The organism is Nostoc sp. CHAB 5715 (assembly GCF_020829685.1).
In the GTDB taxonomy this organism is placed as follows: domain Bacteria; phylum Cyanobacteriota; class Cyanobacteriia; order Cyanobacteriales; family Nostocaceae; genus Nostoc.
In genome coordinates this window covers 1-11,981 of the sequence record NZ_JAIVFR010000087.1, presented here as the reverse complement: position 1 = coordinate 11,981, position 11,981 = coordinate 1, and the positions used below count along the sequence as shown (strand labels likewise).

The 11,981-nt window shown below is 44.4% G+C and carries 14 protein-coding genes and 2 pseudogenes; 10 read left to right on the top strand and 6 right to left on the bottom strand.

Annotated elements, in window-relative coordinates:
• Positions 1-153: 153 nt before the first annotated feature.
• Both LC574_RS07255 and LC574_RS07250 read right to left on the bottom strand, forming a co-directional pair.
• A complete protein-coding gene (locus tag LC574_RS07255; RefSeq protein WP_229452393.1) occupies positions 154-1,560 on the bottom strand; it encodes an NAD(P)(+) transhydrogenase (Re/Si-specific) subunit beta in 1,407 nt (468 codons plus the stop codon).
• Positions 1,557-1,850, bottom strand: coding sequence for an NAD(P) transhydrogenase subunit alpha (locus tag LC574_RS07250; RefSeq protein ID WP_229452392.1), 294 nt, complete (start codon positions 1,848-1,850; stop codon positions 1,557-1,559). The genes LC574_RS07255 and LC574_RS07250 overlap by 4 nt, the downstream gene beginning before the upstream one ends.
• Positions 1,851-1,878: 28 nt before the next feature.
• Between LC574_RS07250 and LC574_RS07245 the strand changes: the two genes are divergently transcribed.
• A complete protein-coding gene (locus tag LC574_RS07245; RefSeq protein ID WP_229452391.1) occupies positions 1,879-2,091 on the top strand; it encodes a hypothetical protein in 213 nt (70 codons plus the stop codon).
• Here LC574_RS07245 and LC574_RS07240 read toward each other — a convergent pair.
• Positions 2,053-3,225, bottom strand: coding sequence for a Re/Si-specific NAD(P)(+) transhydrogenase subunit alpha (locus tag LC574_RS07240; RefSeq protein ID WP_229452390.1), 1,173 nt, complete (start codon positions 3,223-3,225; stop codon positions 2,053-2,055). The two genes, LC574_RS07245 and LC574_RS07240, sit on opposite strands and share 39 nt — an antisense overlap.
• 765 nt (positions 3,226-3,990) lie before the next feature.
• Between LC574_RS07240 and LC574_RS07235 the strand changes: the two genes are divergently transcribed.
• The 9 genes and pseudogenes from LC574_RS07235 to LC574_RS07195 all read left to right on the top strand — a co-directional run.
• Positions 3,991-4,503 carry a DUF2808 domain-containing protein gene (locus LC574_RS07235; RefSeq protein ID WP_229452389.1) on the top strand — a complete coding sequence of 171 codons (513 nt, stop codon included), beginning with the start codon at positions 3,991-3,993 and terminating at the stop codon, positions 4,501-4,503.
• A 98-nt stretch (positions 4,504-4,601) separates the two neighbouring features.
• Positions 4,602-4,787 carry a hypothetical protein gene (locus LC574_RS07230; RefSeq protein WP_229452388.1) on the top strand — a complete coding sequence of 62 codons (186 nt, stop codon included), beginning with the start codon at positions 4,602-4,604 and terminating at the stop codon, positions 4,785-4,787.
• Entirely contained in the window at positions 4,762-4,896 is a 135-nt protein-coding gene (rpmH, locus tag LC574_RS07225) for a 50S ribosomal protein L34 (RefSeq protein WP_094327629.1), read from the top strand. The genes LC574_RS07230 and rpmH overlap by 26 nt, the downstream gene beginning before the upstream one ends.
• Before the next feature lie 26 nt (positions 4,897-4,922).
• Positions 4,923-5,345, top strand: a complete 423-nt coding sequence (rnpA, locus tag LC574_RS07220; RefSeq protein ID WP_229452387.1) for a ribonuclease P protein component — start codon at positions 4,923-4,925, stop codon at positions 5,343-5,345.
• Positions 5,332-5,721 (top strand): PH domain-containing protein, encoded by a 390-nt coding sequence (locus LC574_RS07215; RefSeq protein ID WP_229452385.1) that lies wholly within the window; start codon positions 5,332-5,334, stop codon positions 5,719-5,721. The genes rnpA and LC574_RS07215 overlap by 14 nt, the downstream gene beginning before the upstream one ends.
• A gap of 233 nt (positions 5,722-5,954) precedes the next feature.
• Positions 5,955-7,106, top strand: coding sequence for a membrane protein insertase YidC (gene yidC, locus LC574_RS07210; RefSeq protein ID WP_229452384.1), 1,152 nt, complete (start codon positions 5,955-5,957; stop codon positions 7,104-7,106).
• The gene (locus LC574_RS07205; RefSeq protein ID WP_229452383.1) at positions 7,103-7,630 is read left to right on the top strand and encodes a R3H domain-containing nucleic acid-binding protein; all 528 of its coding nucleotides are present in this window, start codon (positions 7,103-7,105) and stop codon (positions 7,628-7,630) included. Before yidC ends, LC574_RS07205 begins: the two co-directional genes overlap by 4 nt.
• A 180-nt stretch (positions 7,631-7,810) precedes the next feature.
• A complete protein-coding gene (locus LC574_RS07200; RefSeq protein WP_229452382.1) occupies positions 7,811-8,329 on the top strand; it encodes a DUF177 domain-containing protein in 519 nt (172 codons plus the stop codon).
• A 233-nt stretch (positions 8,330-8,562) separates the two neighbouring features.
• Positions 8,563-8,718: pseudogene (locus LC574_RS07195) on the top strand (IS630 family transposase); the annotation flags it as partial.
• Positions 8,719-8,768: 50 nt separating this feature from the next.
• On the opposite strand, the gene LC574_RS07190 reads toward LC574_RS07195, so the two are convergent.
• From LC574_RS07190 to LC574_RS07180, 3 genes and pseudogenes are all read right to left on the bottom strand, one after another.
• Positions 8,769-9,110 carry a hypothetical protein gene (locus tag LC574_RS07190; RefSeq protein ID WP_229452380.1) on the bottom strand — a complete coding sequence of 114 codons (342 nt, stop codon included), beginning with the start codon at positions 9,108-9,110 and terminating at the stop codon, positions 8,769-8,771.
• A gap of 346 nt (positions 9,111-9,456) precedes the next feature.
• Entirely contained in the window at positions 9,457-10,620 is a 1,164-nt protein-coding gene (locus tag LC574_RS07185; RefSeq protein ID WP_229452379.1) for a two-component system response regulator, read from the bottom strand.
• A gap of 414 nt (positions 10,621-11,034) precedes the next feature.
• A pseudogene (locus tag LC574_RS07180) lies at positions 11,035-11,508 on the bottom strand (MnmC family methyltransferase); the annotation flags it as partial.
• Between the last annotated feature and the right edge of the window lie 473 nt (positions 11,509-11,981).

Here is an 11,981-nt window from a genome sequence, read left to right as displayed (position 1 = left end):
TTTACTTAGTACCGTATCTACGGTTGTCACGGCAGTTATCCCTCGGATTACAAGCAATGGATGATTAAAGCTGAAGGGTGTAGACTCTTTATATAGCAAGCCAACTCTCTAAATTCTTTCTTTACTTCGCGCTCTCTGCGTCTTGGCGGTTCGTTAAAGTTGTTTCACTTCCGAAACCAACTTCGCCACCATATCCTTCGCACTACCAAAAAGCATCGTAGTTTTATCCTTGTAGAACAACTCATTATCTACACCGGCAAAACCCGTACTCATCCCGCGCTTAATCACAATCGTCTGCTTCGCCCGATCTACTTCCAAAATCGGCATACCAAAAATCGGGCTATTTGTATCACTCCGCGCCGCCGGATTTACCACATCATTTGCCCCAATTACTAAAGCTACATCCGCTTGCTCAAACTGGGGATTAATATCTTCCATATCGTACAACTGCGTATAAGGCACATTTGCCTCTGCCAGTAATACATTCATGTGCCCCGGCATTCTCCCAGCAACGGGGTGAATGGCATACTTGACATCAACGCCCATCCGTTCTAACTGATCTGACAATTCCCGCACACTATGTTGCGCTTGGGCAACTGCCATACCATAACCAGGCACAATTACCACAGAACGGGCATAACCCAACATCATCGCCCCTTCTTCAGGATCGATACTGCGGACGGTTTGATCGATCGCACCACCACTAGCAGCAGCACCACCAGAACTAGAACCAGTACCAAAAGCGCTAAACAGCACACTAAATAAGGAGCGGTTCATTGCCTTACACATAATTTCGGTGAGAATTAAGCCAGATGCTCCTACCAAAGCACCAGCGATGATTAACATATTGTTCATCACCACGAAACCAGCTGCCGCCGCCGCCACACCTGACAACGAGTTCAACAGCGAGATTACCACTGGCATATCGCCGCCACCAATGGGGATGACGAACATCACACCTAGCACTAAGGAAACAGCTACCACTCCCAAGAATATGGGTAAGCTATCTGGTGTGATGATTAAATAGGCACTACCTACTATATAAGCACCCAGAAGCAAGAGGTTAAATGGTTGCTGGAATGGAAATGTAATCGGAGAACCGCTAATTAAACCTTGCAATTTGGCAAAGGCTAAAAAACTACCTGTGAAGGTAACACCACCAATTAACACGTCCAATAGCATGGAAATGTTCACATCTAGGGGTACAGGTGCGCCAGAATCCAATAATCGCCAGAATTCGGCAACAGCTACTAATGCCGAAGCCGCACCACCTAAACCGTTGAGTAAACCCACCATTTGGGGCATTTCCGTCATTTGGACTTTGTAGGCAACGATCGCACCAATTCCCGATCCAATCGCCAAGCCCAACAATATCATCTCGTAATTCAACACATGTTGATCCAGCATTGTCGCCACAATTGCCAGCAGCATCCCCACGGCTGCAATAACATTACCGTTGCGCGCTGTAGCAGGTGAACCCAGCTTTTTCAAACCAAAAATGAATAAGGATGCAGCGACTAAATATGTCAGCTGAATGCCAGTTGGTAAAAAGTCGCTCACGCCTTAATCTCCTTTTTCTTGAACATTTGCAGCATTCTATCTGTGACTAGAAAGCCACCGACAACGTTGACTGTAGCTAGTACCACAGCAATTAAACCGAGAATCACTGACACACTAGTTTCTCTAGCACCTGAAGCCACTATTGCCCCAAGTACCGCAATCCCAGAAATCGCATTTGAGCCTGACATTAAGGGCGTGTGTAGAGTCGGTGGTATTTTGTTGATAACTTCAAAGCCGATAAAAGATGCTAAAACAAATACAAACAAAGCAGCAAGTAATGCCTCTGTCATGAAATCAAAACTCCTTGTGTAAATGGGAATGGGGCATGGGGCATGGGGCATCCCTTCGGCTTCGCTCAGGGCAAGTGGGCATCCCTTCGGCTTCGCTCAAGGCAAGTGCGCATGGGGCATTAGTTCATCTCCCTCATCTCCCTCATCTCCCTCATCTCCCTCATCTCCCTCATCTCCCTCATCTCCCTCATCTCCCTCATCCCTAATTAACCGCCGGTTGTTGAGTATTCAAAGCTTGTAGCGCATCCCGCACTCGTTGATTGCGAATTTCACCTGCGTGGGTAACGCAAGCTGCATCAACGATGTCATCGCCAAAGTCTACCTGCAAAGCTTTGTCTTTAATTAGCAATTGCATCAACGATGTTACGTTCTTGGCATACAATTGGCTGGCGTGAATTGGCATTGATGATGGGAGATTGATGGGGCCGATAATTGTCACACCGTTCCAGACAATATCTTTACCTGGTTCGGTGCAGGCGCAGTTACCACCCTGTTCAGCAGCCAAATCCACAATTACTGAGCCTGGTTTCATTTGTGCCACCATTTCTTGTGTAACAAGCCGTGGTGCTTGTCTCCCAGGTACTTGAGCAGTAGTAATCACCACATCAGAATTTTTGATGTGTTCGGCGACAACTTCTTGGGTACGTTGTTTGCTAGCCTCAGAAATTTCCTTGGCGTAACCACCAGCAGCGACGGTTTCTTCTTCTAACTTGACTTCAACGAATTTTGCCCCTAAGCTTTGCACTTCTTCTTTGACGGCGGGACGGATATCAAAGGCTTCTACCACTGCTCCCAAGCGTCTAGCGGTGGCGATCGCTTGCAATCCGGCTACACCAGCACCCATAATAAATACTTTCGCTGGGGCGATCGTACCTGCGGCTGTGGTTAACATCGGGAAATATTTGGGTAATGCAGCTGCGGCAATTAATACTGCTTTGTAACCTGCTAATGAAGCTTGCGAAGACAAAGCATCCATACTTTGCGCCCTGGTAGTACGGGGAATCATTTCCATACTCAAGGCTGTGACTTTACGATTTGCTAGTTGCTGTGCTACAACGGGGTTTCCCAAGGGATTGAGGAAACTGACTAAAACAGCCCCTTCCTTTAACAAATCAATTTCTGAGCGTCCATCTTCTCGTTCTTGTGGGGGGCTGACTTTCAGCAGAATATCTGTTTCGCCCCATAATTTGGCGGTATCGCTGATTATTGTGGCTCCTGCGCCTTCATAGTCAGAATCGCCAAAAAATGATCGCTCTCCTGCACCTGCTTCTACCCAGACTTCCAAACCTTGTTTTACCAATCGGGTAACGGTATCAGGAATTAATGCCACACGACGTTCACAAACTTCAATTTCTTTAGCAACTGCTATTCTCATGAAATCTCCTGAAGATAAATACCTAATTTCTGCCAAGTAAGCGATTGTCTAGATGAGGCGTGTCCCGCACTCATAGTACTTAGGCAGGAACATCACCCATGAATTTTACTTGTAGATTGAACCTTGAAACTTTCCTCTCCCACTCTTAGCTGTCCAGGCAAAGCCTGACTTTGCCGCTTGCAGATGTCATATTCTCAGATAGTTGCAAACAGGGTTACGTATTGCACATCCTAAATTGATTCCCAAATTTTGCATCTTTATCTTCAGCTTGTTTTCGGGATTGAGAAATAAATTTTGGTATTCCTTTCTTATAGAGTAATATTGACCAAATTTTGAAAGCTTTATAATTTCCCAATCAAATTTTAATAATTACGACTCTGATTCCAACTTATTTTAATCAATTTAGTCCAGCTTAACTGGCGATCGCTGATGGCACGCCTCAATTTTTATAACAAAATTCTCAAATTTAGATACACTTGTACATATATGGAAACATAATCCAATCCCGACTGTGTTTATATTGAGTTCAAAATTTAACCAACCTAAGTCTAAAATCAGCACTCTGTAAGGGTAATGAATTAAATTAAGTACATAGATAATTTGTAACTAAGTAATTTTGCTGTCGCCCAAAGCTCAGTGAGGATGGCACTTTTTTTTATTATTGAACGTCAATTGTCAGGAAGTCAGTAGTAAAGTTTAGTAACGAATACTAACACACAGTTATTTTAGATAACAGATTTATATTTTGGTAGAGGAAGCCTGATTATGCGACGTTTACTTTCTGCTTTAGCCGTAACTAGCTTTCTGGTTACTGGATTACCAGCCTTGACTTGGGCGCAAAGCTTACCTGGATTTACACTGTTTAGCGGCGTCAAACAAGAAAATCAGCTGCCCTTTAGGTTAGATTTTGGTGGACAAGCGAATGGTTGGGATCGATATATATTAAGGATTCCAGCCCAAAAAATGAAATTGGCTGTTGGTCAATTTGCCATTACTTACCCTGATTATTACAAAGGAACTTTTGACCAGAAAAAAATTGAAGTCCGAGTCAAAGGCAAAGCAGTTCCGCTTTCTGAGGTGAAGTGGGACAAAGAAGGTAAGCTGATTAATATTTTTCCCCAAGATCCAGTACCAGCAGGTAGTGGAGTTGAGGTAGTCTTATCTAACGTGAAAAACCCAGCCTTCGGCGGAGTTTACTATTTTCGCTGTCAAGTCCTCTCCCCTGGTGATGTGCCACTCCTGCGCTACATGGGAACATGGATTTTGAGCATCAATTAAGTTTGGGGAGTGGGGAGTGGGGAGATGAGGGAGATGAGGGAGATGAGGGAGCAGGAGAGGCAAGGTGACAAGGTGACAAGGTGATAAGAGGTGAGAACTTGCAACAACTCTTTCCCCTTGTCCCCAATTCTCCTTTTACCCAAGTCCTCTTCCCAATGCCCAATGCCCAATGCCCAATGCCCTATTCCCTATTCCGTAATAAAGTAATAGAATTAGAGATTGTGAGTTTTTATAAAAATCACCTAAGAGGAGAAGAATATGAAAAGAACACTAGGCGGCACTAGCCGTAAGAGAAAAAGAACCTCTGGTTTTCGGGCTAGGATGCGGACACCAGACGGCAGGAACGTGATTAGCGCCAGGAGAAGAAAGGGGCGTCACCGTCTAAGCGTTTAGGGCGTATCTAAGCTAAAAGAGCATCTGTGGCTTTGCCTAAAGCAAATCGGCTAAAATCCCGCAAGGATTTCCAGGCAGTTTTCCGGGAAGGAATTCGGCGTCATGGTTCTTATTTAACATTGAGAGCCTTAAAGCCGTTATGTTCAACAAAACCTTCTTTGTCCACTGCCACCGAGACAACACAAGCAACTGACTCAGTACATCTTGCCAGCACGCGGATTGGGATTTCCATAAGCACAAAAGTCAGCAAAAGGGCAGTGGTTCGTAACCGAATCAAACGGCAAATTGCTTCTGCTTTATATAACTTGCTGCCCAAATTATCACCAGGATGGCGGCTAGTGTTCATTGTCAAACCCACAACAGCAGAATCTAAGTGCGTAAGCCCACAATTTCTGCAAGAATTAGAGCAGTTGTTGGCACAAGCTGAGGTGTTCGATGGGAATTCGTGAAGATGTTTATTATGAAGGTGGCCCCCATCCTGGGGATTTAATTGTCAACCTGTTGATTGGTCTAACCATTGTCGGGATACCATTAACAGTTGGGGCAATTGTTAGAGCATTGTGGCTGCGTTTCCGCATCACCGATCGCCGAATTACCGTGACGGGAGGTTGGCAGGGACGCGATCGCACTGACATAATTTACTCGGAAATTGTCAAAGTCGTTACAGTCCCCCGTGGCATTGGCTTGTGGGGAGATATGGTACTAACCCTAAGAAACGGCAGCCGTCTCGAATTACGGGCAATTCCCAAGTTTCGGGAAGTCTATGACTACATTAACGAAAGAATTGCTGCGAAAAATCCCGAATATAGCGCTGCTAACAAGTGATGCGAGTAGGGAGTAGGGAGTAGGGAGTAGGGAATAGGGAATAGGGAATAGTCATTAGTTATTCTTTCTCCCCCTGCTCCCTCATCTCCCTCATCTCCCTCATCTCCCCACTCCCCACTCCCCACTCCCCTTTTTTGGATGTGCGGCTATCCGTAGCGAAGGCTAGTCGCACATAATTTATGATTTAGATAAATTAGATTCAGTTTACAGTACCTCAGGTTGAATTCAGAATAATGGATTTTGGTATCGGCTTTCTCTCGAACAACGTGATGCTACCAATCATAGATTTTTTCTATGGTATTGTGCCTAGCTACGGATTGGCGATCGTTGCTTTGACATTGATAGTCCGCTTCGCGCTCTATCCCCTGAGTGCTGGCTCAATTCGTAACATGCGGAAAATGCGAATTGTACAACCTCTGATGCAGAAGCGGATGGCAGAAATCAAAGAGCGCTATAAGGATGATCCGCAAAAGCAGCAGGAGGAAATGGTCAATGTTCAAAAAGAATTTGGCAACCCCTTGGCAGGCTGTTTTCCATTACTAGTGCAAATGCCGGTTTTATTAGCGCTGTTTGCCACTTTGCGGGGTTCGCCTTTTGCAAGTGCGAACTACAGCGTTAACCTGCAAATCTTTCCTACAGAACAAATCGAACAAATTCAACCGCAAGCCTTTGCTACTGCTCCTCAAAACATTTACGTTGCTGATGGAGAACACGTTAAAGTAGCTGCCATCCTTCCCAGTGGTAACAAACTAGCGGTGGGAGAACAAACTAAGATCCAATATCAGACCATTGAGGGCAAACCATTTCAAGTACTCTTAGCAGAACACCCAGAAAATAAGCTCATTCCTGATTGGAAAGTCACCAAAGGTGAAGATAGGGTAAAAATTGATGCTGAAGGCAATGTAGAAGCATTGCAGCCTGGAGAAGTCACTATTCAAGGAACAATTCCTGGACTAGCAGCAGAAAAAGGCTTTCTATTTATTGACGCTTTAGGCAGGGTTGGCGCAACTGATCCAGATGGCACAATCCACTGGGATATCGTCGCCATGATCGTCTCCTTTGGAATCAGCCTTTATGTTAGCCAAATGCTTTCTGGGCAAAATTCCAGTGGTGGCAATCCGCAGCAAGATACAGTTAACAAAATCACTCCAGTTATTTTTTCTGGGATGTTTTTGTTCTTCCCCTTACCAGCTGGGGTGCTGATGTATATGGTGATTGGTAATATTTTCCAAACCGCACAAACTTATCTTCTCTCCCGCGAACCTCTACCAGAAGAACTGCAAAAAATCGTAGCAACCCAGGAGAAAGAAGCAGTAGTAGCAGAACAAAAGGCATTGCCATTTGAACCAAAAAGTGCTAAGAAAAAGGCAACAGGGGGATCATGAGCAATATTCCCATGCAGCGAGGTCAGCAGTGGTTAAAATCCCTGCTGGAACTCACTGGAATACCTGCTGAAATTCAGGGTCATTTAGAAGCTGCCCAATCTCAAGACGGCGATTCCCCAGAACTAGATAACTACTGGTTAACAATTGACCAAACTGATTTGACGACAGAACAAATCCAGGTATTAATTGGTGCTGATGGTTGTGTGTTAGATGCAATTCAGTATCTGGCAAATTCGGTTTTAAACCTAAGCCAACCCCCGGAGGAACAAGCTTTTTACACTATTGAGTTAAATGGCTACCGGGTCAAAAGAGAAGCCGAAATTCGCGCATTAGCAGAAGCAGCAGCCGATGAAGTGCGCTTTTCTGGTAGAGAAGTGGAAATCAAATCCCTCAGTTCTGCTGAAAGGCGGCAAATCCATACCTTCTTGAAGGAATTTGGAGATTTGGAAACCTTCAGTCGCGGTAAAGAGCCGCATCGTAATCTGGTTGTGCGACCAGCTTCGTTGGAAGGAGTTAGGAGTTAGGAGTTAGGAGAGACGCGATTAATCGCGTCTGTACAGGAGTTTGGAGTTAATTGAAAACTCTTAACAATATAATTTCTTTCAAAATTTCTCTTGTTCTTAAGAGATAAAATTAAAGATGTAGTATCAGTATTATTGCTGGTAATGAAGATAAATTCTTAGTGAGGATGTCTCACGAATCCTATGGACGCAATTTATATTCCGCAGCTAACTAGAGCATCGGAGCGGACAGAGGAAGTTCAGGTTCAGGAATTTCTGCCTGGTCTGGAAACGTTGACACCAGTTCGCGGTCATGTGCGCGTGGAGCATCATGGCAATTACCTGGAAGTTTCCGCTCAGGCAGAAACAATTATTACTTGTACCTGCAATCGCTGTTTGCAGCAATACAATCAACGTTTAGGGGTTAATACGAAGGAAATCATCTGGTTAGATGAAAATGCAAATCAGGGAAATGACTTGCCCCTAGAGCGGGAAGTGACTATGGAAGATTTGCTGGAAACCCTACCGCCCGATGGTTATTTTTATCCCAACGAATGGCTGTATGAGCAGATGTGCTTGGCAATTCCCCAACGCCAGCTGTGCGATCGCAATTGTCCAGGTATTCCTGTAAGTAGTACTGTTGATAGTTCTGATATTCCTGAAACTCCAGTTGATCACCGTTGGGCTTCTCTGGAAGCACTGAAAAAGCAACTTCCGGGGTAATAATTTGGTAATTCCATCAGACTTAAGTCTGCACCTACATGAACTAAGCCTGTCTACACAGGCTTATTGTTTTATTAAATACTTATAGCGTTTCCTAAGCAACTAAGTACAGCTTTGCGTAAAATCGTGGCGAATTGAGGGTTGAAATTTAAACGCTCCAGGGGCGCAGAGGTACGCAGAGAATTCGCTACGAATTAATGAAATGTTGTACTAAGGTAAACCCAAATCTTGGTTTACCAACACAGGAATGGAAAAAACAATGCATTCGTTTTTCTCCAAATTGTCGAGAACAAAACCCCCAAAGAGGATATTTGGTTGCAAGCCAAAACATGGTTCGACGTTTTTGTGCTTTGATTCCTTCGTTCTCTGATTTAAAGTCGATGTTTGAGTAGTTTATCTGACACACTACCTTTGATTTCCCCACTCTTGAGATGTCTTATCAAGCGCCAACCATCGCGGAAACATAAATACCGTTTGGTGTTATAAATATTACATTTGGGTCATAAGATATTTCTTGTCTCTTGAAGCCTCCAACCTGTATTAGGGTGGTGTCTTTGCTCAAAATTCTAATACTAATTCCTCGGTTCTCCGTCGAGTAAGTGATGTCAACATTGAGAACTTCACCATTTGGCAGCCTGACTGGCACGAAATGAATACCAAGGACATTTTGAGCTTCTGCAAAAGGGCGTGAATTTACGTTCAATAGAGGCTTCAGTTCAATTTCGCAGAGGCTTTTCCATTGCTCGGACAATTCTTCACCGTACTGCAAATACAACTTCATTTGATCTTCCTAAACTTAATGTATCGTCATAAGCGCATCTCAAATGCTATTGAAAAGCGGGTTTAGAGGCATCATCATATTAAGATAAACAAGCAACAATAATAGTCAGGATATAGTTATTATCGATAGCGGCTCGATTTGATTTTTGACGATTACTACGTTTGCCAAAATTAAATGTTATCAATCACCTAATGATTTAAATTATGCTTACCACAAAAGAGCGATCGCTTTTAAAAAATATCTTACATATAGGACTCCTATTTGATTTTTGAAATAACTCGCCCTCAACTCGAAAATGCTGTAGAGATTATCCCCTACTCCCTACTCCCTACTCCCTACTCCCTAATTACTCTTTTTCATAACAGGAGACAATAAACTCGGCAAATTGCTGCATTAATTTGGGATTACGCCAACCGGAATCGGTTTCTTCTTGCATCACTAAAAGTGCTTCTGCTGAAGTAAAAGCTTTTTTATAAGGTCTTTCGCTGGTCAGGGCATCGTAAATATCAATTAACTGAAATACTTGCGCCAGGTAAGGAATATCATCCTCCTTGAGTCCATCAGGGTAGCCTGAGCCATCCCAGCGTTCGTGGTGATGACGAATAATGGGAATTACACCGCGCATACTGCGTAGAGGCTGGCAGATTTTTTCTCCAATCAAAACATGCTGCCGCATGATCTGCCAATCTTCGGGGGTAAGTTTGCCTTTTTTCAGCAGCACTGCATCGGGAATACCTACCTTACCAATATCATGGAGATAACCACCCCACCTCAAATCTCGAATTTGGTAGCGTGAAAGATTGAGGTATTCACCAAAAGCTTGTCCCAGTTTTACTAAACGCTCACAATGATTGCCTGTATTGGGATCGCGGCTTTCAATCGACATGGCAATAGAAAATAGTACTTGTTCGGCATGTTCTAAATCTTCGTTCAGACGCTTCTGCCGCACTAAGGACTTTACACGCGCCGCCAGTTCTACACGATCAAAGGGTTTGGTGAGAAAATCATCTGCCCCAACTTCAATTCCCCGAATACGCGATCGCCTGTCATTTAAGGCCGTAATAAAAATCACTGGGATTAGCCTAGTCTGCTCATCCTGCTTGAGTAATTGGCACACTTGAAATCCATCCATTCCTGGCATCATCACATCCAGCAAAATCAAATCTGGTTGTTTTTGAGTTACCAACCCTACAACAATGGAACCACTATCCGCCTCAATCACTTCGTATCCTTCCATCCCCAAGAGGGCAACAGCAGTGATGCGACTGGCGGCATGATCGTCAACTACTAAAACCTTCGGCGGATCTGAATCAAACCCATTCACTTTAGAACCTTTAGCTTGTAGTGTTCTATAGACCAATGAATCATCACCACAATTAACATCAACTTTTATCCAAGAAGACACTGCTTGGTTATCTTTAAGCATAAGGTCTTCTTGAAATAAGCCTAAAGAATAAGCCTCCACATTATTTTGCGATCCTACGGCATGATTTGAACCGATACTCTTCACTCTGCTAATGGGGTTTGATGCAAATATTTACTTTATTTCAGTATGATCATTTGGCACAAATCTTAAATCAGGTTTTTTACGGATATTTTTTCATCTAGCAGCGCTCAAAAGTCTTGTAATTGCTTGTTTTATATCGAGATACCCGGTTTTGAATGTTAAGTCTTTATGGTAATCATTAGGCGTATAGCTTTTTACTTACTCAGTTATAGCAATATTTTATAACTGTCAAATAGTATGTAGTATTGAATACTACCACATAATTAAGCTATTTGGCTTGTAAAAACTCGTTGCCTGAGTATCTGAAAAATAAATCAGAATTTTTGGCAAAAAAATGTCGAACTTTTCTGGAATTAAGGACTGAGGATGAGGCTTTTAATTACCGCAGCTACGCCCGTTGTAGACATCGCAACCGAATTACAAACTAGTTCCCATAAAATCTCTGCCTTGTGTTCCCAATAGCCACCTTTTTCGCCAATGGGAGGTAGGTTCGAGTGAAGAGGCTTGTTGCTCTTGTTGTCGCCGCATCACTATGACTTCGGTTGAATCGCTTAATTCAGGATCGCGATAGGGAATAGCAGCACGGGTTAGCAAGTGTTCTTTTTCAGCTTGTGAGAGCATAGGGAGTGCTGAGTGCTGAGTGCTGTTAGAATGAACTGCCACAGTACCAGGCGATCGCCTTCCCACCGGTGGGGTAGAACCGATCGCCAAACCAGCAGATAAAAGTGCTGTGCGTACAGCAGCAGCACAAGAATAGGTGGCTAATAAACCATCTTGATGTAAACACAATGACAGTTGTTTAATAAATTCAACAGTCCATAATTGAGGACATTGACGTGGTGAAAAGGGATCGAGGAAAATTGCATCTGCCCAGAAACCACGACTGATGGTCAAGACTTGACGGTGAGCGACGACCCGTTCGCCGAGTTTTGCGAGTGGAACTCCGCCATAGATCGACTGGGATACAAGGACCTCTAGAGCGTTCGGCAGCTTTGTTGAGCCACCTTCCTCCGCTTATCCCGGCGAAAGCCGGGACCCAGTGCTTTGGGCGACGATCGCTACCAGTTCAACGCTGACCTCAATCCCAAACGCCGTGCCTCACTTAAGAACTGGGTCCCGGCCTTCGCCGGGATGAGCGGAAAAACAATTGACGCGATCCATCTTGGTCGCCGAACTGTCCAGGCCGACGTAGGCTCACCGCCCCCGCTGAAGCACGTTCGTCACCCGCCGACCCAGCGGATCGCGCGAGACCCAGGTTTCGCCCACGCCCGCCTGGATCATCGGCGAGCAGAAGCGCGAGATCATCATGATCGCCGGCGAGATGTTGTTCAGGCAGACCCGGTCACCTTCGACCCGCCAGCGAG